12 protein-coding genes are annotated in these 25,169 nt (G+C 65.5%); 11 read left to right on the plus strand and 1 reads right to left on the minus strand.

Annotation, left to right across the window (positions count from 1 at the left end; all coding sequences use genetic code 11):
- Positions 1-47: 47 nt before the first annotated feature.
- A complete protein-coding gene (locus NYE40_RS00325) occupies positions 48-4,295 on the minus strand; it encodes a DUF5057 domain-containing protein (RefSeq protein WP_194843227.1) in 4,248 nt (1,415 codons plus the stop codon).
- 318 nt (positions 4,296-4,613) lie between these two features.
- Between NYE40_RS00325 and NYE40_RS00330 the strand changes: the two genes are divergently transcribed.
- From NYE40_RS00330 to NYE40_RS00380, 11 genes are all read left to right on the plus strand, one after another.
- The gene (locus tag NYE40_RS00330; RefSeq protein ID WP_028598237.1) at positions 4,614-6,278 is read left to right on the plus strand and encodes an ATPase, T2SS/T4P/T4SS family; all 1,665 of its coding nucleotides are present in this window, start codon (positions 4,614-4,616) and stop codon (positions 6,276-6,278) included.
- A 119-nt stretch (positions 6,279-6,397) separates the two neighbouring features.
- The gene (locus NYE40_RS00335; protein ID WP_028598236.1) at positions 6,398-7,447 is read left to right on the plus strand and encodes a PilT/PilU family type 4a pilus ATPase; all 1,050 of its coding nucleotides are present in this window, start codon (positions 6,398-6,400) and stop codon (positions 7,445-7,447) included.
- 3 nt (positions 7,448-7,450) lie between these two features.
- Complete coding sequence (locus NYE40_RS00340) at positions 7,451-8,659, plus strand: type II secretion system F family protein (protein WP_028598235.1); 1,209 nt, start codon at positions 7,451-7,453, stop codon at positions 8,657-8,659.
- Between the two features lie 695 nt (positions 8,660-9,354).
- The gene (locus NYE40_RS00345) at positions 9,355-9,834 is read left to right on the plus strand and encodes a prepilin-type N-terminal cleavage/methylation domain-containing protein (protein ID WP_339279147.1); all 480 of its coding nucleotides are present in this window, start codon (positions 9,355-9,357) and stop codon (positions 9,832-9,834) included.
- A gap of 10 nt (positions 9,835-9,844) precedes the next feature.
- Positions 9,845-10,603, plus strand: coding sequence for a prepilin peptidase (locus NYE40_RS00350; protein WP_339279148.1), 759 nt, complete (start codon positions 9,845-9,847; stop codon positions 10,601-10,603).
- Positions 10,604-10,619: 16 nt separating this feature from the next.
- A complete protein-coding gene (pilM, locus tag NYE40_RS00355; protein WP_339279149.1) occupies positions 10,620-12,113 on the plus strand; it encodes a pilus assembly protein PilM in 1,494 nt (497 codons plus the stop codon).
- Positions 12,103-12,864 carry a hypothetical protein gene (locus NYE40_RS00360; RefSeq protein WP_153782524.1) on the plus strand — a complete coding sequence of 254 codons (762 nt, stop codon included), beginning with the start codon at positions 12,103-12,105 and terminating at the stop codon, positions 12,862-12,864. Before pilM ends, NYE40_RS00360 begins: the two co-directional genes overlap by 11 nt.
- A gap of 200 nt (positions 12,865-13,064) precedes the next feature.
- A complete protein-coding gene (locus NYE40_RS00365; protein ID WP_043111135.1) occupies positions 13,065-13,883 on the plus strand; it encodes a type II toxin-antitoxin system PemK/MazF family toxin in 819 nt (272 codons plus the stop codon).
- 596 nt (positions 13,884-14,479) lie between these two features.
- Positions 14,480-16,975, plus strand: a complete 2,496-nt coding sequence (gene spoIIE / locus NYE40_RS00370; protein ID WP_028598288.1) for a stage II sporulation protein E — start codon at positions 14,480-14,482, stop codon at positions 16,973-16,975.
- A 349-nt stretch (positions 16,976-17,324) separates the two neighbouring features.
- Positions 17,325-18,149 (plus strand): hypothetical protein, encoded by an 825-nt coding sequence (locus tag NYE40_RS00375; RefSeq protein WP_153782525.1) that lies wholly within the window; start codon positions 17,325-17,327, stop codon positions 18,147-18,149.
- A gap of 702 nt (positions 18,150-18,851) precedes the next feature.
- The gene (locus tag NYE40_RS00380) at positions 18,852-25,130 is read left to right on the plus strand and encodes a 5'-nucleotidase C-terminal domain-containing protein (RefSeq protein WP_339279150.1); all 6,279 of its coding nucleotides are present in this window, start codon (positions 18,852-18,854) and stop codon (positions 25,128-25,130) included.
- The last annotated feature ends 39 nt before the right edge of the window (positions 25,131-25,169 follow it).

Genomic DNA, 25,169 nt, shown 5'->3' on the forward strand with positions numbered 1-25,169 from the left:
AAGCGGAGAAAATCTCCGCTTGGTCCCGTTTTTTCATTTGCCATCCTTCAATAGCGATCGCCCAGGCGTTCGCCGGACGGCGCCTTCACCGTCACTGCAATCGTCCGCTGCAGCGAGCCGCCCGGCAGTCCGTTCGCCCGCCAGACAGCGCTGATGACGGCGGAGCCCGGCTTTTTGGCGGTCAGCCGGCCGCTTGCGTCGACCGAGACGACGGCCGGGGAGCTGCTGCCCCAGCGCAGGGCGCCTAGGATCTCGCTTGCGAGCGAGGACGGCTGCGCCTGCAGGCCGCTCGTCCGCAGCGGCAGCTGCGCGCCCTGCTCGAGCGTCAGGGCGGCAGGCAGGGAGAAGTCCCCGATCAGAACGGACTTGGAGACGCTGGAGCGATAGCCGGAGCCCAGCTCGATCGAGCCGGTCACGGTCGCGCTGCCGGGGCTGACCGCGGACAGCAGCGCCTTGGCGGGGTTGCCGGCGATCGGCGCCAGCGTCGCCCGATCGGCCGGAGCGCCGCCGAGGCTCCAGATCAGAGCGGACAGGCTGCCGCTATAGGCCGGGCTCCAGCTCGCGGATACCGTCAGCTGCTGGCCCGCCGCAAGCCTCTCCGGCAGCGCGGACAGCGCCAGCTCCGGCGCGAACACGCCCAGCTCCCGCTCTACCGTGAAGGAATAGCCCGTCGCCATCGTCACGATGGCCGCTGCCTTCGCCTTGCCGCTGCTTCCCGCGGGCTTCGAGGCGGTCAGCGTGCGGCTGTTCGCGGCATCGCCCTGGAGCGTGCCGGAGCCGCTGACGGTCCAACTGACCGTATGCTCGGGGATGTCGGCCGCGGCGACGCCGTCCCAGCGGAGCGACAGCTGCGTCTGCTCGCCCGGCAGCAGCTCGCTCTTGCCGGCGGCAAGAGCCGGCTTGGCAATGATGCGCACCGGCTGGGCCGCCTTGGCCAGCTCGATCGGCGTCTGGCCGGCTTGCAGCGGCTGAGTGACTTTGAGCGCTACATGGCCGCTCCCTGTCAGGGATGGATCCATGCGAACGCTCTGATAGCCGCTGTCGGCGGGCAGACTCTTCGATGGGCCTGCGGACGGCTCCCAGCTCCAGGCGTACGTCAGAGCCCGGCCTGGGACATCGGTGCCGACCGGCCGCCTATCGCCCCAGTTACGGGTCCATGACGCCGCGCTGTCGCCGGCGACGATGACGGCCGGACCGCTCACCTGCAGGTCGGGGGCGACGATGTCCAGCTTCAGCTCAGGCTCAGGCGATTCGTACGTCCGGGAGACGAGCTCGCCTTTGTCGTTCAGCCCTTGCACGGTCAGCCGGGCTCGGAGCGTGTACGTTCCGGGGCTCGAGGGATAGAAGCCTGACGTCCACTCCCAGACGCCCGGCGTACGCTGCCTTTCTCGAATGCTTTCCGCACCCGCCTGCTGCGGGCTGACGGACCATTCGACCTGCGCGCCGCTCGGCACCACGTCGCTCGTCACCTTGGTGAGCACCGACTTCAGTCCGATCCGGCTGCCGAGCGTGTAGACGGAGGCTCCGTCCGCGGTGCTCAGCGACAAGCCCGGCTGAATCACATTCACCTTCGTGCTGGCGCTGAGGCCGGTCAGCTCGTCCGTCACCTGGACGACGGAGGACTGGCCGATTTTCAAGCCTTTCACCATGATGCCGCCGATGACGCTCTCCTCGATGGATACATGGGCCGGCTGGCTCGTCGTCCATTTCAAGCCGATGACCGACGCTTCCGCGGGATCCATCGTCAGCAGCAGCTTGAAGCTCTGGCCGAACGCGATGTCGACCTCCGCCGGCAGCGACAGCGCGGTCGGCTTGACGATCGCCTCGAGCGTGAGGGCGTTGAAGCGGAGCGACGTGCCTGCGATCTGGCCGAGATTGCGGTACGTCAGCGTCGCCTGGTCGAGCGGCAGCCTGCCGATCGCGGCGGCTTTGGCCGTAATCGAGAACGGGACCTGATCCGCCACGTAGCGCGTGCCGTCTCCGGACGGATCGGCGGCGTAGCGGATGTCGGGCAGCGTGCCCGTCACCGTGTAGCCGCTTGCGAGCGTGCCGCTCTTTTGGAATCCGGGCGGCAGCGAGACCGGCTCGAGATTCGGCGGCAGCTTTTCCTGAAACGCCGGAGCGGCGATGACGAGATCCGACTGGCCTTTGGCCGCCGTCACCGGCTGCGGTCGGACGACGTAGCTCAGCGTGAAGTCCTTGCCCTTTTCGACATAGGCTTCCTTGAACGTGCCGGTCACGGAGCGGTCGACCTGCAGGCCGGCCGTCACGGGCCGCACGACGACGCGCACCGACTCGGTCGAGAAGGCGCCTTGCCGGTCGGTCGCGGTGATGCGTACCGTCAGCTCTCCGCCCTGAGGCAGCGGATTCGGATACGACTCGGATACGAGCGTGCCCGACAGCAGCGAGGCGTTTTCGGACATCGTGCGGACGACCGGCTTGCCGTCCGTGCCCGTGTACAGGAACTCCACCTTGGCGCTGATCCGGCGGTCCTTGTAGTCGGGATCCTCCGCGGTGAAGCTGACCGGGATCTGCTGGTAGTGCGGGATGTAGTTGCCTGCTTGGGCCGAGTAGGCGGCGGGAGCGTGGACGGCCAGCTCCGGCTTATGGTTGGAGCCCATGAAGGCGCGGTACATCGTGTTGACGAACAGGCGCTGCTCCCAATCGGGGAACGTGCCGCTGTCGCCCTGGTGGCCGGTGCCGGAGTAGGTGACGTTGCCTTTGGAATAGGTGTAGTAATGATTCCAGCTGTCGCTGTTGTCCCGCGTGCCGCCGGTGATGTTGTACCACGGCACGAGCGTCGGATCCTCCAGATCGAGCATGAAGTACTGGTCATGCGTCGTCGCGACGGACGGCGTGCCGGCATCCAGGTTGAACGGGAACTTCGTCAGCAGGCCGTCGTTGACTTTGGCGACGGTCGAGGATGTTTTGGGCGCTCCCAGCCCGATGTTCGTGTGGAGGCCGGTCTGTCCGGTGACGGGCTTGAAGTTCCGCGTCCAGACGTTGTCGGTCGTGCCGTCGGAGATGAACACGGTATCGTGAGTGAACAGGACGCTTTGCCCGGTCTCGATGAAGTCTTTGACGGCCTTGGCGGCCGTCTCGCTGATCGGGGCGCTGCCGTTGTACGAGTCCTTGAAGCCGAAGATCAGCATGTCGTACTTGCCGCCGATGGAGTCGTACCCGTACGGGCCGCCCTTGGTGTTGAACGCCTGGATCGTGGCCGTCTTCAGCGCGATCCGGTAGTCCTCGGTGCTCAGGTAGCTCTGCTTCAGCACCGTGTCCTTCGTCAAGTCGCTGTTGGCGTTGCCCGGCAGCACCTGGAGGACGCTGATTTCCGTCTGGCGGTCGCGGAAGCGGACGGCGCCGGAGGCGTAGCTTTTCAGCCCGGTCTCGAGCTCGACCAGCTCCAGCTTCCAATAGTACAGCCCGGAGTAGCCTCGCGGCATGCGGTACCGCAGCTCGCCGGACGGCCCGGAGGCGTCGGAAGTCGCCACGACCTGCTCCGCCTGGAAGCGCAGCGACGCGTCCAGGTTGAGGTACAGGTTCGCGCGCAGGCGGGATTCGGCCGGCTGTTCGTAGCGGAAGACGAGCGTGTCGCCCGCGCGGTAGAAATGGGACGGATTCGTCACATAGTCGGTCGGCGCCTCCGTCACGTTCAGCTCCGGTCTCAGCGAGAGCAGGCGCGCGTACTTGTTCTGCTTCAAGGTGGAGGCGATCGCGCTCAGCCCCTGCTTGTCGAGGAACAGCACGTTTTCCCGCTGCTTGCCGCTCTCCTGGTAGATGGAAAATCTTTTTTTCAGCACGCCTGACTCTCCGTTCGGGAGGGCCGGCTGATACAGCAGGCCGTCGGACGTCGCTTTGTCGCTGTAGAGAAGCACGAGCAGGCCGCGGTTGACGTAGCCGTCGATCAGCTCCTGCGCCTTGAGGTTCGTGATGTCGTTGAGCTTCTTGGACGTGTCATGCGCCGCATTGCGTGCGTCGGACGTGGACAGATAGGACATCGACTCGGGATTGTACTTGCCCTTGCCGATGTAGACGGCGTCGTACAGGCCGTCGATGTCGACGCGGGAGGCGACAAACGTCTTCATCTTCATCGTCGTGATCTCGTAGTCGGCGGAGCCGAGCAGCGGCTTCAGATCGGACGTGCCGGCGTCCGTCAGTTCGAGCAGCCGGATCTTGGCGGCGGATGCCGCCGACGCCGAAGGAACGGATGGCGGCCAGAGCGACAGCAGCGATGCCAGCAGCAGCAGGATCGCCAAAGGGGCGCAGAGCGCGGAGCGGAGACGGGCGGCCATGGGGAGCATCTACCTCCAGAATGGAATGGTGGAATACGGAAAAAGGTCATAGTTCATATAGACTAATTTTGGATAGTTTGATTATAATCGATTCGACATCGAAAAAACACATATTGGAAGTTAAAGACCTGGTTTTATTCACATATTGAAATAAAAAGACGATATTTATTGATTAAACGATAATATCTATGCGATTTATGAAAAATCGTTCATTTATTTTTCGAGTTGAGACTAAAGACCTAAACTTATCGATATTTCCTTTCGATAATTAGGAGGACAAGCCGCGACGGCGGGGAGAGAGGAAGGCGGGGAAGCGGGATGAACAGGGTGAGGAAAAGGCTCGGCGACCTGCTGGTCGAGAGCGGCGTCATTACGGAGACGGAGCTCCAGGAGGCGCTGCGCGAGCAGGGACGGACGAAACAGAAGCTGGGCGATCTGCTCATCGCCCAAGGCTACATGACCGAGCAGCAGCTCATCGAGGTGCTGGAATTCCAGCTGGGAATTCCGCATGTGAGCCTGTTCAAGTACCAGATCGATCCTTCCATCGCCCAGATCATCCCGGAGAGCCTGGCGCGCCGCTATCAAGTCATCCCGCTTCATAAAGAGGGCGGCAAGCTGATGGTGGCGATGGCCGATCCGCTCGACTACTTCGCGATCGAGGAGCTGCGGATGAGCACCGGCTTCCGGATCGAGCCGGCGATCTCCACCAAAGAGGAGCTGCAGCGCGCCATCGCCCGCTTCTACGGCCTGCAGGACTCCATGAGCCAGATCTTGGGCGAGCTGCCGACGCAGGACGAGATCGGCGAGATGGAGATCACCGACGAGGACTCGCCGGTCGTGCGGCTGGTGAACGGCATGATCCAGCAGGCGGTGCAGCTGCAGGTGTCCGACATCCATGTCGATCCGGGCGAGACGCAGGTGCTCATCCGGTACCGGATCGACGGCGAGCTGCGCACGGAGCGGGTCATTCCCAAGGCGATGCAGGGCTACATTACGGCGCGTCTCAAGATCATGGCCAAGCTCAACATCGCCGAGCGGCGGCTGCCGCAGGACGGCCGGATCAAGATGCAGGTCGACTTCCGCACGGTGGACATCCGGATCTCCTCGCTGCCGACGATCCATGGCGAGAAGCTGGTGCTGCGGATCCTCGATCTGAGCGTCGGCGTCAAAGGCATCGAGCAGCTCGGCTTCAGCCCGGACAACTACCGGCTGTTCAAAGGAATGGTCGAGTCGCCTTACGGCATCGTGCTCCTCACCGGGCCGACCGGCAGCGGCAAGACGACGACGCTGTACTCGGCGCTGCAGCATCTCAACCGCGACAGCGAGAACATCATCACCGTCGAGGATCCGGTGGAATACCAGCTGGAAGGCATCAACCAGGTGCATGTGAACCCGGCGATCGGGCTGACGTTCGCCGCCGGGCTGCGCTCGATCCTGCGCCAGGACCCGAACATCGTCATGGTCGGCGAGATCCGCGACTCGGAGACGGCGGAGATCGCCATCCGGGCGTCGCTGACCGGCCATCTCGTGCTGTCGACGCTGCATACGAACGACGCGGTCAGCACGGTGACCCGGTTCCGCGACATGGGCATCGCCAGCTATCTGATCGCCAGCTCCCTCGTCGGCGTCGTCGCGCAGCGGCTCGTCCGGCGAATCTGCCCGGACTGCCGCCAGGCGCATGAGCCGACCGAGCAGGAGCGGATCCTGCTGCGCAGCTACGGCATCGAGACGGACCGCTTGTACCGCGGCGCCGGCTGCGGCAGCTGCAGCAAGACCGGCTACCGCGGCCGGATCGCGATCCACGAGGTGCTGGCCGTGACGGACGAGCTGCGCCGGATGATCGGCGACGACGCCTCGGTGCTCGAGCTGCGGGCAGCCGCGGAGCGGGCCGGCCTGGCCGGCCTGCTGCAGGACGGCATGGACAAGGTGCTGCAGGGACAGACGACCGTGCAGGAAGTGATGCGCGAGGCGGCGCTGCGCTGAGGATGGACCATGGAGCGTCCGAGGCGGGCAGCAGGGCGCCGGCGCGCCAGGCTCGGCCGGCCTCGCGCGGGGAACCGCATCAGGCTGCGCCTGCAAGGGCAAAAGGAGGCTGGACCGATATGAACGAACCGCAGGGACTGCTGCGGGAGCTGCTGCGCGAGGCCCGCGAGCGGGGCGCCTCGGATCTGCATCTGGCGGCCGGAGCGCCGCCGCTGCTGCGAATCGACGGGGCGCTGGCGCCAGCCGTCTCGCTGGCGGCGCCGCTCGGGCGCGAGCAAGCGGAGGCGCTGCTGCTGCCGCTGCTCGGCAGCCGCAGGGAGCGCTTCGACGCGGAGGGCGAGGCCGATCTCGCCTGCGAGACGGACGGCAGCCGCTACCGGCTGAACGTATTCCGCCGTCTCGGCGGCCTCGGGCTCGCGGCGCGCGTGCTGCCGGACGGGACGCCGACGCTGGAGGAGCTCGGCCTGTCGCGCATGCTGACGGACTGGGCGCAGCGGCGGCAAGGGCTGCTGCTCGTCACCGGCCCGACCGGCAGCGGCAAGTCGTCCACGCTGGCGGCGCTCGTCGGGCACTTGAGCCGGACGCGCAGCCTGCACATCGTCACGCTGGAGGATCCGATCGAGCATGTGTACCCGCAGGAGCGCTCGCTGATCGACCAGCGGGAGATCGGCCGCGATACGGCGAGCTTCGCCAGCGGCCTGCGGGCCGCGCTGCGGCAGGCGCCGGACGTCATCCTCGTCGGCGAGATGCGCGACGCGGAGACGATGGCGGCCGCCTTGACGGCGGCGGAGACGGGGCATCTCGTGCTGTCCACGCTCCATACGGCGGACGCGCCGCAGGCGGTCGACCGGATCGTGGATGCTTTCGGAGCGGACAGGCAAGGCCAGATTCGGGCGCAGCTCGCCTCGCTGCTGATCGGCGTGCACGCCCAGCGGCTGCTGCGCCGGGCGGGAGGACGCGGGCGCGTCTGCGCCGCGGAGATCCTCGTCAACACGCCGGCCGTCGCCAATCTGATCCGGACCGAGAAGGTCCATCAGCTGCGCGGCGTCATGCAGACGGGCCGGCAGCAGGGGATGGCTACGCTGGAGAGCAGCGTGCAGGAGCTGCTGCGCCAGGGCGCGGCCGATCCGGCCGACGCCAGGGCTTACCTGCAGGAGAGAGGGGAGTAGCGCGTGGCGCAGTTTCACTATCATGTCAAAAGCTCCGCCGGCAAGCAGCTGAAGGGCATGCTGACGGCGATGGACAAGTCGTCGGCGGTCGAGGAGCTGCGGCGCCGCGGGCTCGTCGTCCTGGCGCTGGAGGAGCATCGCAGCTCGCTGCTGCAGATGGACATCTACATCGGCAATCCCGTCAAGCCGGCCCACTTCATCGTCTACTGCCGGCAGTTCGCCACGCTCGTCCGGGCCGGCGTGCCGATCGTGCAGGCGACCGACATCCTCTCCCAGCAGACAGAGAGCAAGCCGCTGCGCAAGGCGCTGCGCGACGTCCATGCCTCGCTGCTGCGCGGCAGCAGCTTCTCGCAGGCGGCGATGGAGCATCGGCGCATCTTCCCCGTCATGTTCACGAGCATGATCCGGGCGGGCGAGGAGTCGGGCGACCTGGAGGGGACGCTCGAGCGGCTGGCGACGTTTTTCGAGAAGGGGCATGTGACGCGGGAGAAGATCAAGTCGGCGCTCACCTATCCGGTCATCGTCGGGCTGCTCGCCGTCGCGGCCGTCATCTACCTGCTCAAGGCGATCGTGCCGCAGTTCGTCAGCATGTTCGAGTCGATGAACGCGGAGCTGCCGGCGATCACCAAGGTCGTCATGGCGCTCAGCGCCAGCATCGAGAACGAATGGTACCTGTGGCTCGGAGCGGCGGTGCTGCTGCTGGCGCTGCTGCTCGGGTTCAAGCGGACGCAGCGCGGCGCGTATGCGCTCGACTACGTGAAGCTGAAGCTGCCGGTGTTCGGCAAGCTGCAGCAAAAGGGCGCGATCGCCCAGGTGTCGCGCACGCTGTCTTCGCTGTATGCGAGCGCCGTGCCGATGCTGCAGTCGCTGCAGATCGTCGAGGAGGCGGTCGGCAACCGCGTCATCGCCCGCTACTTGCGGCTGAGCGCCGACTCGCTGCGGCGGGGCAATCCGCTGTCGGAGCCGCTCAAGCAGTCGTGGGTATTCCCGCCGCTCGTCACGCAGATGATCGCGGTCGGCGAGGAGACGGGCGCGCTCGACGAGATGCTGGCCAAGGTCGCGGACTTCTACGAGATGGACGTCGACAACACCGTCGACCGGCTGAAGTCGCTCATCGAGCCGCTGCTCATCGTCTTCCTCGCCGGCGTCGTCGGCCTCATCGTCGCGGCGATCATGCTGCCGATGTTCAGCCTGTACGGGCAGATGGGGTAGGCGGCTTTTGAGGCGCGACGGCGCGGCGGTTGCGCGGAAAACTTAGTTGGAGGCGCGCCGGCGTGGCAGCTACGCGGAAAAACCGAGTAACTGGTTAGTTGGAAGTGCGACGGCGAGGCAGTTGCGCGGAAAAACCGAGTAACGGGGTAGTTGGAAGGCCGTCGGAGTGGCAGTTACGCGGAAAAACCGAGTAACTCGGTGGTGGGAAGCGCGTCGGAGTGGCGGTTGCGCGGAAAAATCGAGTAACTCGGTGGTAGGAGGCGCGTCGGAGTGGCAGTTGCGCGGAAAAACCGAGTAACTCGGTAGTTGGAAGTGCGTCGGAGTGGCAGTTGCGCGGAAAAACCGAGTAACGGGATAGTTGGAGGCTCGCCACCAGAGCTGCAACCCGAAAAAATCGGGTTACAGGTGTCCGGAGCGGTGGGAAAGAAGCTGCAACCCGAAAAAATCGGGTTACAGGTGCTCGAAGTCACGGATTAGAGGCTGCAACCCGAGAAAATCGGGTTATAGGTGCCCGAAGTCACGGATTAGAGGCTGCAACCCGAGAAAATCGGGTTATAGGTGCCCGAAGTCACGGGAAAGAGGCTGTAACCCGAAAAAATCGGGTTACCGGTACGAGCCCGATCTCTATTGCAGGGCATGCAGTGAACCCTGGATGCCCTGAGGTTTAAGTCATCATTCATTTAGGAGGAATAAACATGACAGCGATTTTGAAGAAGATGAAGAAGGACGAGAAAGGCTTCACTCTGATCGAGCTTCTGGCCGTTATCGTTATTTTGGGGATTATTGCGGCGATTGCGATTCCGCTCATTGGGAATGTAATGAACAATAGCCGCACAAAATCTGACTTCCAGACAGCAAGGCAGGTATATGATGCAGCTCGGCTCTACGTAACAAATGAATTAAATGGTGAATTCCAAAAAACAGGTGGCCTGACCATTACCGTAGGGCCAGCTACAACATTGGGTTCTTTGCAAGAAAAAGGCTATTTAGATAAAAAGATTTCTCTCCCTAGTTCCAAGAAAGAAATAACCGGGGGAACAGTAGTATTTACAGCCACCGGTCAGCTCCAATACGTGTCTCTGACCACAACTGAAGCAACCAAATTCTATAAGGGCAATGAAATTCTCGCAGGTGAAGGTACGGCTGTAAATAGCGCGAACGAAGCTAGCCAGTAACCCCTAACCCATGACCCTCCTCATCTCCCTCTACCTGTTCGCGCTCGGACTCGCCTGCGGCTCGTTCTTCAACGTCGTGGCGCTGCGCGTGCCGCTCGGCCAATCGGTCGTGCGGCCGCCGTCCGCCTGCCCGCACTGCGGGCATCGGCTCGCGGCGCGCGAGCTCGTCCCCGTGCTGAGCTACGCGCTCAGCCGGGGGCGCTGCCGCAGCTGCGCGGCGCCAGTCTCGCCGCTGTACCCGGCAGGCGAGCTGGCCGCCGCGCTGCTGTTCGTCTGGGCGTACCTGCGGTTCGGCCTGACGGCGCAGGGCCTGATCGGCCTGCTGCTCGCCAGCCTGGCCGTCATCGTGACCGTATCGGACATCCGCTACATGCGGATTCCGAACGCGGTGTTGCTGGCGTTCTTGCCGCCGCTGCTGCTCCTGCGCCTGCTCGAGCCTGACGGACGCTCCTATGCGGAGTACGCGCTCGGGGCGATTGCCGGAGGCGGCGTGCTGCTGCTGATCGCGCTGCTGAGCCGGGGAGGCATGGGGATGGGCGACGTCAAGCTGCTGGCGCTGCTCGGACTCGCGCTCGGCTGGAAAGGCGCGCTTCTGACGCTGCTCCTCGGCAGCTTCGCCGGAACGGCGGCAGGACTCGTCCTGCTGCTGCGGCGGAGGAGCAAGCTGCGCCAGCCGATGCCGTTCGGCCCTTTCCTCATGCTCGGCGCGCTGATCGCGTACGGGTACGGGGATGCGCTGATCGGCAGCTACCTTCAATTATTCAAGTAGGCAGGATGTGATAAGGATGCCCGCACTAGGCAGAAAGCGGATCGGCATCGCGATCGACGCCGCCGGAATCCGTTACGCTCCGCTCGGCAAGAAGGGACTGGATCCGGAGCAGGCCGGATTTTTTCCGTTCCCTCCGGGACTGATCGCGCAGGACGCCATCGTCAACGAAGAAAGCCTGCGGCTCTCGATCCGGGAGTGGGCGCGGGAGCGCAAGCTGCAAGGCGCGGTCGCCGTGCTGGCGGTGCCGACCTCCCAGGTCATCGTGCGCAGGATGGCGCTGCCGGCGGCGAGCGACCGCGAGCTGCGCCAGCTGATCCATCTGGAAGTCGAGACGGTCATGCATCTGCCGTTCGAGCATCCGGTCTATGACTATGTCCTGCTCGAGCAAGGCGGGGAAAGCGCGCAGGCGCTCGTCTACGCGGCGCCCCGCAGCTGGATCGAGCCGCTGGTCGCGATGCTGCGGGAGGCGCGCATCCGCGTCGTCGGCACCGGCATCGTGGCGACGGCGCTGCAAGGAGCGGCGGGCTTCGGCGACGAGCCTCCCTGCGAGCGGATGCATGTCCATCTAAGCGGAGCCGCGGCGGAAATCGCGATGTTCCACGAAGGCAACCCGGTGTTCGTACGCTCGATCGAGGCGGACGGCGTGGACCAGGAGCTGGGCGGCCTGCGCATCGGGGAGCTTACCGCCGAGATCACCCGCATGCTCAGCTTCTATGAATTCGGCTTGCAGGAAGGCCGCTCCCGCATCCGGCAGGCGGTCATCACCGGTGCCGGCAAGCAGGCGGAGGCGCTGAGGCAGTCGCTGGCCGCCGCTTTGCCGGAGGTGGAGTTCCGCGGCGCCGAGCCTGGCAGCCTTGCGGCCGAGAGCCTGGACGGCCGCGCGGAGCCGTACGTCGTGCCGGCCGGGCTGCTCGTCCGCGGATCTGGCATCCTCCGGCTTAACCTGCTGCCGCGCGTCGACCGCGAGCAGCGGCTGGCGCCGCTGGCGGCGGCACTGCTCGCGGTCGCCTGGATCGCCTGCGCGGCGCTGCTCGGCTACAGCTATGCCGGCGAGCGGCAAGCGGCGTCCGACGCGCAGGAGCGGCTGCTGGACGCGAGCCAGCAGCAGCTGGCGCTGCAGCGCCAGCTCGACGGGCTGAACCGGCAGGCCAGCGGAGCGGAAGCCGATCCGTACGAGCAGGCCGAGCAGATTCGGGCCCAGCGGCGGGATGCGGCCGGCTACGTGCGCGATCTCGAGTTTTATTTGCCGACGGGGGCGGAGCTGCAGAGCATCGCCTACAGCAGCGGAGGGCAGCTGAGCGTATCGGTCCGGCTGGGCGGCATGAAGGATTCCTCCCGCTATCTGTTCGATATCCGGCGGATCGAGTGGCTGGACCAGGCGACGCTGACTTCGATCAAGCAGGAGCAGACAGGGGCCGAGAACGACGCGACGCCGACGTATGCAGCGGCCTATACGATCGTCCTGAAGCCGACCGAGCCTGCGAAGGAGGGGACCGCCGATGGCAGCTAGACGCAATTCCTGGATTTTGCTGCTGTCCGCGATCCTCTTCCTCGGCCTGCTGCTGTTCTTCCTCTACGGGCTGAAGCCGGCGGAGGAAAAGGCCGCCTCGCTCGAGGCGGAGCTCGGCACGCAGCAGAAGCTGAACGACATCCTGATCGCCAAGCTCCAGGAACGCCGGGAGGAGGCGGAGATTCGCCCCGTGGAAGGCGTCCAGGCGGAGCTGCCGTACTGGGACAACACAGAGCAGCTCGTGCTCGATCTCGAGCAGCTCGGCGCCGAAAATGGCGTGGAGCATGTGTCGATCGCCTTCAGCGGCGATCTGGCCGCCTCCCGTCCGCTCCGCTCCGATCCGTCCGCCGAGCGTTCCGCCGCTCCCGGAGAAGGCGCCCCCGCGGCCGAAGGCGATGCCGCCCCGGCCGTCGACGAGCTGGGCCTGGCGGCCGGCGGCTCCCCGTCCTCGGAGCCGCAGCCGGCGGGAGCGGCGGCCGCAGGGCCGCTGCGCCTGCAGGTGTCGGCCGTCGTCAAGGGAACGTACGACGCCGTGCTGAAGTACGTGCAAAGCCTGCACGGACTGACCCGCCTGACGACGCTGGAGTCGCTGGAGCTGAGCCGCAGCTCCTGCGGCTGCGGCAGCGAGCAGGAGCTGACCGTGCCGCTGACGTTCGCCGCCTATTTCCAGCCGACGTACCGCGACCGGGTCGAGACGCCGCTGCTGCCTTATGCGGAGTCCTCCGTCGCTTCGCCTCCGCCGCGCTCCTGAGCGCGGCTCGATGATTCTCCTCTCCCGCCCTCCGGCAAGAAGCGCTTCGATGCGAAGCGCGCCTTGCCGGAGGGCTTTTTTCGCGTCGCGCGGACGAAAGCGGGTAAGGAGGGAAGAGAGATTCGTCTTTACAAAAATAGTGGATCTAATCGGCTCTTGAGCAAGCGGCCCGATTAAGTCCCCGGAGGAGAGACCCCAACGTGCATGAATGCCTGAACGGCCATGAGACATTCGGCCGCCTCGACCGCGAGCTGCAGGACAAGCTCGTCGATCAGTTCGAACGCCTCATCAACGCCGAAGCCAAAGTGCTGTCCCAAGGAACGGATGAACGCGGCAAGACCGTCTACAAGCCATTGCTCGACCGATTCGATATCGTGCTCGTCAGCTTCATCGGCATCGGCCATCTCATGAACGAGCCCCATTATGCCGTCGTGTGGGACGCGCCGGCGCACAGCTCGAACCTGAGCGTTTTTCCCCTGAGCAGCAAGGTGAAGCATCCGAAGTTCGCCATCGGTCCGGTCGACACGCTGCCGGCCGAGGATACGGCGATCATGATCAACCAGCTGACGACCGTGTCGCGCCGGAGCCTCATCGAGCCGGTCAAGAAGCGCAACGCTGCGGGCCGGCTCGTCAACGTGTCGCTGACCGTCCGGCAGCAGCGGCAGGTGCTGGCCTTGTTCCATGAGACGCTGCTGAAGCAGCCGACGCTGAGAAGCGTCATCGAAAAGGAGCTGGGCAGCCATATCCCGTTCGGCCTCAGCGACGACAACCGCTCCGATCTGGAAGTCCCGGTCGCCTACGGCCTGCACCACAGCCTGCTCCTCTACCAGCTCCCCTGGAGCAAGACGATGAAGGCGATTCCGCTCCAGGCGATCGAGATGCCGTTCGGGGAGCGGAGGAGGCTCGTCCGCGGCCTGATCTCGCGCGATCCGCTCCAGCAGGCTGAGGCGGAAGCCATCCTCGCCTTGAAGCAGACCGGACAGATGGCCGCCGAAGCGGCGGTCGGACAGCTTTCATAAGCATTGACAGCCTACAGCCGACGCGCTATCATAGGATACGAATGTTCTACATAGCTCCCGTTCGGGAAAACGAAACATGATTTCAAACGAGCTCGTTCGAGCGAAAAACCCCCAAGGCATCCGCCTTGGGGGTTTTCTTTTTGCCCCCCAAAGCCTCATGCCCTCGAGCTTCTCGCGGCTGGCCCGCCCCGGCCCGGCGTCGTGCGCGGACAGCATCCGCCCCCGAGGCTTCGACTCCGCCGTCCCCCGATTCGCCTTATACCCGCGTATGCCAAAAACTTTTCCCCTCCGTCCCATCAATCCCGACACGAACCCACTGCGATTCGACGCGTCCCGAGTGAAGCTAAACGGGGTGAAGCACCGCATCATCCGCGCGAGGGGAGCTTCGCCGCGGCTGCCAGGCCGCTCTCCGAACGACCCGGAGCGCTTGCGGGGCAAGGGCTCGCGCCCCCAGCCGACAGCGCGGCGCGGGCGGCTCGACCCGGACGCGCCGCGTGTCGGAAAAAACTTTCGGGCAGAAGCCTTGTTCTGACAAACTTCATAAAAACCGGCCCCTATAATCAGACCTACACTAAGGCGGAAATGGTGGTGCCGAAATGAAGGAAAAGGCCAACGTTGTTTTGTTCCCCGGCCAGCCTCGGACAAGCCGCGCGGCGGAGGCGCTGCGCAGAGGGAGGGAAAGGGCGGCCCAGTGGAGAGTATTCCAGCTGATCGCCGCGAAGCGCTGGACGATCCTGCTCGCTGTCGTCGGCTTCCTGCTCGGTCGGGCGGTCATCCTGGAAAACCTGATGCCGTTCGCTCCCGCGTACTTCGCGGTCATCTACTTCCTGCGCAGGGACATGTACAAGCTGACGGCCGTGTCGCTCGTCGCCGGCAGCCTGCTGGCGGCGACGCCGAGCGCGATTCCGATCGCGATGGAGATCGCGGTGCTGTTCCTGCTCCTGAAGGGACTGGAGGTGTACGAGAAGGCGGAGCTGTCGCAGGCGCCGATCCTCGTGTTCCTGGCGACGCTCGTCGTGAAGCTGTTCGGGGCGTTCGTGCACGGGACGCTCGGCTGGTACGACCTGATGATGGTCGGCGTAGAGTCGGCGCTCGCGTTCGTCCTGACGCTGGTGTTCGTGCAGGCGATCCCGGTGCTGACGATGACGCGCAAGAGCAACTCGCTCAAGAACGAGGAGATCATCTGCCTCATGATCCTGATGGCGTCGGTCATGACGGGGGCGGTCGGGTGGAGCATCCAAGGGCTGTCGCTCGAGCATATCCTCTCCCGCTACATGCTGCTGCTGTTCGCCTTTGCGGGAGGCGCGCCGCTCGGGGCGTCGGTCGGCGTCGTCGCCGGCCTCATCCTCAGCCTCGCCAATCTGAACGCGGTCGTGCAGATGAGCCTGCTGGCTTTCTCGGGACTGCTTGCGGGGCTGCTGAAGGAAGGCGGAAGGATGGCCGTCGCGTTCGGCATGCTGCTCGGCACGTCGATCCTTTCCTTATATGTAGGCGGAGGGATGGACGTCATGGCGAGCACCTGGGAATCGGTCGTCGCCGCCGCGCTGTTCCTGCTCACGCCGAAGCTCGTCGTGAAGACGATCTCCCGCTACGTGCCGGGCACGAGCGAGCATGTGAAGTCGCAGCATGAGTATGCGAAACGCGTTCGGGAAGTGACGGCGCAGCGGGTGACGCAGTTCTCGGAAGTGTTCCGCCAGCTGGCGAGCAGCTTCGGGCAGCTCAATACGGCCGCTCCGCAAAAGCCGGCCGAGGAGGAGCTCGAGCATTTCATGAATGCCGCCTCCTCCAAAGTATGCGCCAGCTGCCACCGCAAGGACATGTGCTGGAGCTCGAAGTTCATGGACACCTACAAGATGATGACCGAGATGATGACGACGATCGACGAGGGGGAGTATACCGGCAAAAAAGACATGCCGAGGACGTGGACGAGCCATTGCAGCAAGACGCATCCGGTCATGAACGCCCTGCAGCAGCAGCATGAGCGCTACAAGCACGATCTGCACTGGAAGCGGCAAATCTTCGAATCGCGTCAACTGGTCGCTGACCAGCTGGCCGGCGTCTCGCAGATCATGGAGGATCTGGCGAGGGAGATCCAGCGCGAGGGGCAGCAGCTGCATCTGCAGGAGGAGCAGATCCGCGACGCGCTGGAGGCGCTCGGGCTGTCCATCCACGGCATCGACATCATCAGCCTCGAGGAAGGGAATGTGGAGATTGAGGTTTATCATACTTTCCCGCAGGGACACGACGAGGGCCGCAAAATTATTGCGCCGCTGCTCAGCGACATTCTGGGCGAGCATGTGGCGGTGAAGGCGGAGCGGGAGCCGCTGAAAAACGGCGAGCCCCGGCTGCTGCGCTTCGGCTCGGCCAAGGAGTACGAGGTCGCGACCGGCATCGCCGGCGCGGCGAAGGGCGGCGGGCTGCTGTCGGGAGACAGCTTCAGCACGGTCGAGCTCGGCAACGGCAAGTTCGCGGTCGCGATCAGCGACGGCATGGGCAACGGGGAAAGGGCGCGGCTGGAGAGCAGCACGGCGCTCAGCATCCTGCAGCAGCTGCTGCAGTCGGGCATGGACGAGCAGCTCGCGATCAAGTCGGTCAACTCGGTGCTGATGCTGCGCTCGCCCGACGAGATGTTCGCCACGGTGGACGTGGCGCTGATCGACCTGTACACGGCGCAGACGACATTCATGAAGATCGGCTCGACGCCGAGCTTCATCAAGCGCGGCAGCGAGGTCATCCCGGTGGCCGCCAACAACTTGCCGATCGGCATCCTGCAGGACATCGACGTCGACCTCATCCGCATGCAGCTGCAGCCGGGCGACACGCTCATCATGATGACGGACGGCATTTACGACGCCCCGGGCCATGCGGTCAACAAGGAGCTGTGGATGAAGCGCATCATCCAGGAGATGGCGACGGACGACCCGCAGCTGATCGCGGACATGCTGCTCGAGCGCGTCGTGCGGCAGTATAAGGGCGAGATCGTGGACGACATGACGGTCGTCGTGGCCCAGGTGGACAAGCATCTGCCGGAGTGGGCGACGTTCCGCTGGCCGGGCCTCAGCAAGCTGGAGCGGCCGCGCACGGTGAGCTAGGGCGGCAGGCAGGCGGCGAGGCAGAGCGGAGACAGGACGGAGCGCCCGCGGCATCGGCCGGCAGGGACGGACATCTGGTGGAGGACGACCGGCAGGGACGGGTCCGCGATGGCCGATGCGAGGCAGGGAAGGGCCGGCATCCGAGGGATGACGGACGTTAGGGACGGACATGTAATCGGCGATGCAAGGCAAGGACGGACGGACATCTGGTGGATGACGGGCGTTAGGGACGGACATGGCGGCGCCGGGCCGCATGGCGCGAATCGCGTACGGCAGAGCCGCAGAGGGCGGTCCGCCGGAACCTTGAGCATAGATCAACCGCTCGACCAATCAAAGGAGGAATTCGATCATGACCACTCTTATCCGCAGAAACCCGGGCAGCGCCCGTTCCCGCAAGAAGCGCGAAAGCCTGCAGCAGAAGCAGCAGCAGAGGCTCGAGGAGCAGCTGCGTCTGCAGGAGCAGCAGCAGCTGGAGGCGGCGCGCCGCCGCCGGGAGCAGGAGCGGGAAAAGCGCCGCGAGGCGGAGGCCCGGCTCGAGGAGCTGCGCCTCGAGGAGCTGCTGATGCGCGAGATGGAACGGATGCGGCTCGCGGCGGACAAGAAGCGCGGCAAGCGGCTGTGGACCGCGGAGGAGCGGATGGCGCAGCGCGCGTTCGCCGCGGCGCTCATGGAGACGGCGGCGGCCGCGCAGGCGGAGCGCGAGGCCGAGCGCTCCGGCTATGCCGAGGGCTGGATGCCCGCGGCAGCCGCAGCCGGCGGGCGCCGCCCGGGCGGAGCGGGCGGCGCGAGGACGGCGGCGGCGGAGCGGACGAGCTCCCGCGCGCAGCTGGAGCTCGTGGCGAAGCCGCCGGCGCAGCCGCACGGCGGCGGGCGCGGCCGCGCCGCCGGAGGCATGGCGCCGCCGGGCACGGGCGGCGCGGCGGAGGCGCGGCAGGGGGATGCCGCGCCGGGAGCCTTGCCGCTGGGCCGGGCGTCTGCCGGCCAGCTGGAGCGGCTCGCCGCCGACGTGCTTGCGGCGGCGGGGAGCGGGCGGCGACGAAGCCGCGCCGCCCAGGCGCTCCGAAGGCGGCGCGGACCGGTGCGCAGCCCATGCGGCGGCGAGGAAGGACGCCTGCGGCTCGTGAGGCCGGGGCGACCTCCGGGAAAGGAGGCGCGCGGCGGCAAGCCCCGCTGAGCCCGGCGCCGGAGCCGGGAGCGACAACCGAATAGCTTCCCGAACTTATCCATTCGACGCCGAGCCTCGCCGGGTCCGGAGCGGTCAGCCGTCCGCCCGCCGCGCCAAGGCTCCGCGATTCCATATCTCGCTCGGCGCCTCATCCGGCGCCGAGTCCGCCCTACCGAGCGGGCGCCTTATGCGGCGCCCCGAGCCAGCGCTCATCGAGCGAGCGCCTTTTAAGGCGCATAGAGCCAGCATCCTGGCCGGCGCCTCATGCGGCGACGCGCCAGACCTTGCCGACCGGCAGCCCCCATTCGGGCTGCCGGTTTTTTTCATTGCCTTCTCCTGTCAGGCGTCGGACGGAGAGGGGCGGCGAGCGCTCAAACGGGCTGTCCGCTGCCGTTCGGGACCTAGGGTTCAACGAAGGACAAGACGGCCTTTGCATCCCGTTGCCCCTTGCGCGAAGCGAACAACCCGGCCCTCGCCAAAATTTTAGTTCAAAATGAAGTGGCCGCTGAAAACCTGACATTTCACCATCGGAAGCCTGAATTCATATGAATTTGAAAACATTCTGCATCTATTTTCATTCATCTTTGAATCAATTTGCATCTCATTTACAAAAAACTAATGATATTCATGATGAATATTCATCTATGCAAGCTAAAATTTTCCGCTATAATAAACGCAATATCCTCTATTATCCTCAAGGAGCTGACGAATTTGCCTTCTCACCCCGTATCCTTCTTGATTCGCTCCAAACGAAACATCAGCCTGTTCACGGTGCTCGCCTTGCTGGCGACGCTGCTGCTGCCAGCCGGCATGGCGACGACCGTCCGCGCCGCGGCGGCCGGCCATGTCGTCATCAGCCAGATCTTCGGAGCTGGCGGCAACGGCGGCGCATTGTACAACGCCGACTTCATCGAGTTGTACAATCCTACAAGCGAGACGGTGAGCCTTGCGGACTGGAAGCTCGACTATGCCAGTTCCACGGGCATTTTCCCCGCGACCACCCCGAACAGCAATGTTCTCACGCTTTCGGGCTCCATTCCTCCCGGAGGCTACTTCCTGACCAAGCATTCCGGAGGAGCGAACGGAGCGGCGCTGCCGACGCCGGATGCGACCGGAACGCTGAACCTGGCCGCCGCTAGCGGCAAGGTCCGCCTGTCCAACGCCACTGGCGCCGTCGTCGATCTGGTTGGTTACGGCACGGCGGCGAATCTGTTCGAAGGCGCAGGCCCGACGGGCAATCTGTCCAACACGACCGCGGCGATCCGCAAGGCATCCGTCGCGGGCGGCAACGACCGCGGCCAGGATACGGACAACAACGCAACCGACTTTGAAGTCGGATCTCCGGCTCCGCGCAACAGCGCCTCCCCGTCCGACGTGCCGTCGGTCGTGACGGTCCAGCCCGTGACGGGCAGCCCGGCTCCGAACGCATGGCCGGCCGGCACGGCGGTGACGCTGTCGACGGCGACGGCTGGCGCGTCCGTCTACTACTCGACGTCCGCCGATTCCACGTATCGCGCTTTCACCAGCCCGATCGTGCTGACGGAGTCCGTCACCTTCCACACCTATGCCGCCAAAGAAGGCGCAGAAGGAAGCATCTCCCGCGACCTGGCCTATGATGTGCTGGCCAAGCAGTCGGTCGCCGACGCCCGCCTCGCTCCGGTCGGACGCAACGTCTGGACGGAGGGCGTCGTTACCGCCGTTAACGGCAGGGAAGTCTATCTCCAAGACAATACCGCCGCCATCGTGCTGTATGACTATCCGGACCAGCTCCGCGCGGGCGACCGGGTCAGCGTGCAGGGCGAGATGGTCCACTACAACAACCTGCAGGAGCTGAAGCCTGCAGCCGGACTGAGCCTCGAGATCCTGGAGCGCGACCAGCCGGTGCCGGCGATCCGCGCCGTCACGCCGGAGCAGCTGGCCGCTCCGGCCGGCGAGGCGCTGGAAGCGCAGTTCATCTCCATCGACAATGTGACGATCGGAGCGAAGTCCGGCAGCACCTGGTCGGCCAAGCAGGCCGGCTCCGACACCAGCTTCGCCATCTTCTCCAGCTCGGCCAAGGTCAAGGAAAATGCAGCCTTTGACCGCGTCATCGGCGTCGTCAAGCAGTACCAGGGCATCTACCAGCTCGTGCCGCTGCATGACGGCATGCTGGTCGACCAGCTGTTCACCGTGCTCGCGAGCCCAGCCGGCGGCATCGTCGCTCCTGGAACCCGCGTGGCTCTGAGCGTGCCGGCCGGCGACCTGCCGATCCGCTACACGACCGACGGCTCCGAGCCGACCGCATCCAGCCCCCTTTACGAGGAGTCGATCCTCGTCGACCGGGCGATGACGATCCGGGCGTTCGCCACGGACGGCGAGCAGCGCACCGAGACGCTTTCCTTCTCCTACCAGCTGGCGGGAGAGGTCGGCATCCGCGACATTCAAGGCAAGGGCCACGCTTCCCCGTTCGTCGGCCAGACGATCCAGGGCGTGAAGGGCGTCGTCACGCAGCTCGGCTACAATCTGGCGAGCGCGACCCCGTCCTACAAGGGCTTCTACATCCAGACGCTGGAGCCGGACAATGACCCGGCCACCTCTGAGGGACTGTTCGTATACAGCACGGATGCGTCCAAAAAGCCGGCTGTCGGCGATGTCGTCGAAGTCAGCGGCAAGATCGACGAGTACAACGAAGGGCTGCCGGCGAACCTGACGACGACGCAGCTCGCGCTGGCCAGCATCTCCGTGCTGGAGAGCGGCCATGAGCTGCCGGCTCCGGTCGTGCTCGGCGCCGGAGGGCGCGTCATTCCGACGCCGACGATCGACGATGACAATATGACCGTCTTTGATCCGGAGAACGATGCGATCGACTTCTTCGAGTCGCTCGAGGGCATGCGCGTCCAAGCTCCGGCTCCGGTCATCACGAGCCCGTACTGGATCAGCAGCGGCCTGTACACGATCGCGACGCGCATCGACAACGGCGGCGCCGATCTCGTGACGCCGGCCGGCGGCCTGGCGCTTGGCGCGTACAAGGACTACAACCCGCAGCGCGTCCTGATCCTCTCGTCCAATCCGGGCTTCGAGGTCGGCACCGGCGACCGCTTCGCCGGCGACGTCGTAGGCGCGCTCGGCTACCATGCCGGCAACTTCAAGCTGATCCCGGCGCCGGGCAGCCTGCCTGCGATCGAGACGAGCTCCTTTGCCCAGGAGACGACGACGCTGCAGCCGGAGGGCGACAAGCTGCTCGTCGCCAGCTACAACATCGAGAACTTCTACCCGGGCGTCAAGGCGGAGAAGATCGAGAAGCTCGGCGACTCCATCGCCCATAACCTCAAGGCGCCTGACATCATCACCGTCATCGAGATGCAGGACCGCAACGGCGAAGGCGAGGGAGACATCGTCGAAGCGGACGCGACGAAGCTGATCGAAGCGATCGCTGCCAAGGGCGGACCGACGTACACATACGTCGATGTCGCTCCGGTCTACGACATGGACGGCGGCGCGCCGCACGGCAACATCCGCGTCGGCTTCCTGTACAACGCCGAGCGCGTACAGCTGGCGGACAGCGTGCAGGGCCGCAAAGGCGGCTCAACGGAAGCGACGGCCTACGATGCCGCTTCCGACTCGCTGACGCTCAACCCGGGCCGCGTCGACCCGGCGAACGACGCGTTCAAAGCCTCGCGCAAGCCATTGGCCGCGCAGTTCGTGTTCCAGGGCCGCAAGGTGATTGTCATCGCGAACCATTTCAACTCCAAGGGCGGCGACCAGGGGCCGTTCGGCGCGGCGCAGCCGCCGATCCTGTCCAGCGAGACCCAGCGCCACAAAATCGCCGCCGTCGTGAACGGCTTTGTGAAGACCATCGTCCAGGCGAATCCGGAAGCGAACGTCGTCGTCACCGGCGACCTCAACGACTTCCAGTTCACCAAGACGGCAAAGGTCCTCAAAGGCGGCGAGCTGGCGAACCTGATCGACACGCTGCCGGCCGAGCAGCAGTACACGTACACGTACGACGGCAACTCGCAGGTGCTCGACCACATCCTCGTCAGCCGCAACCTGCTGGTCGGCTCCAAGGTCGACGTCGTTCACCTGAACGCCGACTTCCCGGAATCGCGAGGACGCGTCTCCGACCATGATCCGGTGCTCGCGCAGATCGATCTGACGCCGGCGCCGAAGCCGGACTTCCGCATGACGCTGCTGCATACGAACGATACGCATGCCAACCTCGACACGACGAGCGCGCCGTCGTCCGTCGCCCGCCGCGTGACGGCGGTCAAGGAGCAGCGCGCGAGCGCGGTCAATCCGCTGCTCGTCGATGCGGGAGACGTGTTCTCCGGCACGCTGTATTTCAACAAGTACGAAGGCATGGCCGATCTGGCGTTCATGAACCTGATGAAATACGACGCCATGACGTTCGGCAACCATGAGTTCGACAAAAACGCCGATGTGCTGGCCCGTTTCGTGCAGGGCGCGGCGTTCCCGTTCGTCTCGTCCAACGTGGACTTCTCTGGCGAAGCGGCGCTGCAGGCGTTCGTCCGCCCGGCGGCGGGAGCCGGACAAGCGGCAGCAGGCAAGATCTATCCGACGATGATCAAGGAAATCGGCGGCGAGCAGATCGGCCTGATCGGCCTGACGACGCCGGACACGGCCAACATCGCGTCTCCGGGAGCGGTGACGTTCGCCGATCCGGCCGTTAGCGCCGCAGCCGCCGTCAAGCAGCTGCAGGAGCAAGGCATCGACAAGATCATCGCCCTGTCCCATCTCGGCTACGAGGAGGACATTGAGCTGGCGCAAGCGGTGGCAGGCATCGACGTCATCGTCGGCGGCCACTCGCACACCAAGCTCGAGCAAGCGGTCGTGGACCGCACGTTCGCAGCGCCGACGCTGATCGTGCAGACGGGAGAGAAGGGCCAGTTCCTCGGCCGCCTCGATGTCGCCTTCGACAAGGAAGGGGTCATCTCCGAATACGCCGACAAGCTCATCTCCATCGAGGAGAAAAACGGCAGCGCCTATGTACTGGCGAACGATCCCGAAGCGGAGGCGCTGCTGAAGCAGGACTACAAGCCGGGCATCGACGCGCTCGGACGCGAGGAAGTCGCGAAGTCGACCGTCGTGCTGAACGGCGTCCGCGATGACGTCCGCACCAAGGAGACGAACCTCGGCCGCCTGATCGCCGACGGCATGCTGAGCGCAGCCCGCAAAGCGGGCGCGAACGCGACGCTCGCGCTGCAGAACGGCGGCGGCATCCGCGCCTCGATCGAGGCCGGCACGATTACGCTCGGCCAGGTGCTGACGGTGCTTCCGTTCAACAACGATCTCGTCACCGTTAAGCTGACCGGCAAGGAAATCCGCGAGGCGCTCGAAAACGGCGTTTCCAAGCTTCCGGCCTCCGATGGACGCTTCCCGCATGTGGCGGGCATGCGCTTCTACTACGACTCGCTCAAGCCTGCCGGCTCGCGCGTCGTCAAGATTGAGACGCTGCAGCCGGACGGCAGCTACATCGCTATGAAGGAGGACGCGACCTACGAGCTCGCGACCAACGCCTTCACCGCGCGCGGCGGCGACTTCTACGACTCTCTGGCCAAGGCCTACAACGAAGGCCGAGTCGTGCCGCTCTATCTGCCGGACTATGAAGTGATGGAAACCTATCTGAAGGAAAAGAAAACGATCGATGAGAGCACGGCTCCGGCGGGCCGCATCATCGACCTGAAAGGCAGCCCGCTGCCGGTCGATCCGACGCCAACGCCGACATCGACAACAACGCCGACGCCAACGCCGACAGCAACACCGACAGGCACGGCGACGCCGCAGCCGACGGCTTCGACAACGCCTGCGCCTACAGCCAAGCCAGGGGAGATCGCCGCCCCGCTGCAGCTGAGCGAACAGGCGGGCCTGACCGTCGGAACCGTGACCGTCGGAGCGGAGCAGGCGCTTGCCGCGCTGCAAGCCGCAGCCGACGGCAAGCTGACCATCGCTGCATCCGCAGCCGGTTCCTTCGACCGGACCGAGGTGACGCTCGCTTCCGGCACGGTCGCCGCCCTGCTGGGCGCGCCGAGCTTCCGCGAGGCAGCCGTATCCTCGCCGCAGGGCAGCTACGTCCTTACCCGCGCGCTGCTGGAGTCGCTGGCCAAAGGTGCCGCCGACGCCGCGCTGACCGTCAAGATCGGCAGCGGCCAGGCAGGCCTCGACCTCGCCAAGGCTGCGGGACTGCCGGCAATCGGCGCTGCCGAGTACGAGCTTGCGCTGACGGTCGACGGCAAGACGTCCGAGCCGAACCGCTTCGGCTCCTACGTTCCGCGCTCGCTCAGCCTCGCTGACACTGCAGCCGTGACGGCGATCGTGCGCCTCAGCTCCGACGCCTCCGGCCAGCTGGCCTACGTGCCGGTCCCGTTCATCGTGCAGGACGGCCAGATCGTCTTCTTCAGCCGCGGCAACAGCAGCTATGTCGCCCTGGGCGGCGCAGCCGCCGCCTTCGCCGACATGCGCGGCCACTGGGCCGCCGCGGCGGTGCAAGAGCTGGCCGGCAAGCGCATCGTCGCCGGCAAGACCGCTTCGGCGTTCGCTCCGGGCGATGCCGTGACGCGCGCCGAGTTCGCGGTGCTGCTGGCCCGCACGCTCGGCCTGACCGCCGGCTCCGCCGCATCGTTCACCGACATCGCGGCGGGAGCCTGGTACGCGGACGGCATCGCCGCCGCTGCCGAGGCGGGCCTGATCGGCGGCTACGAGGACGGCAGCTTCCGTCCGCAGCAGCGCATCACCCGCCAAGAGATGGCGGTCATGACGCTGCGCGCCGTGCAGCTGGCCGGGCGCCAGGCCTCCGCTCCGCAAGCGGAAGCCGTCGCCTTCGCCGACAGCGGCCGCATCGCCTCGTGGGCCCAGGCAGCAGCGGCGGAGCTTAGCCGCTACGGCCTCATCCAAGGCGACGACCAGGGCCGCTTCCAGCCGCTCGCCGGCGCGACTCGCGCCGAGAGCGCCGCGCTCCTGCAGCGCCTGCTGGCCCAAGCTTCGTTCGAATAGACATCCCTGTAAAAACGAACCGCTCCTCGGGATTTTTCC

This window comes from Paenibacillus sp. FSL W8-1187, assembly GCF_037965485.1.
Classification (GTDB): Bacteria; Bacillota; Bacilli; order Paenibacillales; family Paenibacillaceae; genus Paenibacillus_O; species Paenibacillus_O pasadenensis.

Coding starts and splice junctions, on each gene's coding strand:
- NYE40_RS00325 (WP_194843227.1), bottom strand. CDS start 4,295: ATGGCCGCCCGTCTCCGCTCCGCGCTCTGCGCCCCTTTGGCGATCCTG.
- NYE40_RS00330 (WP_028598237.1), top strand. CDS start 4,614: ATGAACAGGGTGAGGAAAAGGCTCGGCGACCTGCTGGTCGAGAGCGGC.
- NYE40_RS00335 (WP_028598236.1), top strand. CDS start 6,398: ATGAACGAACCGCAGGGACTGCTGCGGGAGCTGCTGCGCGAGGCCCGC.
- NYE40_RS00345 (WP_339279147.1), top strand. CDS start 9,355: ATGACAGCGATTTTGAAGAAGATGAAGAAGGACGAGAAAGGCTTCACT.
- NYE40_RS00350 (WP_339279148.1), top strand. CDS start 9,845: ATGACCCTCCTCATCTCCCTCTACCTGTTCGCGCTCGGACTCGCCTGC.
- pilM (WP_339279149.1), top strand. CDS start 10,620: ATGCCCGCACTAGGCAGAAAGCGGATCGGCATCGCGATCGACGCCGCC.
- NYE40_RS00360 (WP_153782524.1), top strand. CDS start 12,103: ATGGCAGCTAGACGCAATTCCTGGATTTTGCTGCTGTCCGCGATCCTC.
- spoIIE (WP_028598288.1), top strand. CDS start 14,480: ATGAAGGAAAAGGCCAACGTTGTTTTGTTCCCCGGCCAGCCTCGGACA.
- NYE40_RS00375 (WP_153782525.1), top strand. CDS start 17,325: ATGACCACTCTTATCCGCAGAAACCCGGGCAGCGCCCGTTCCCGCAAG.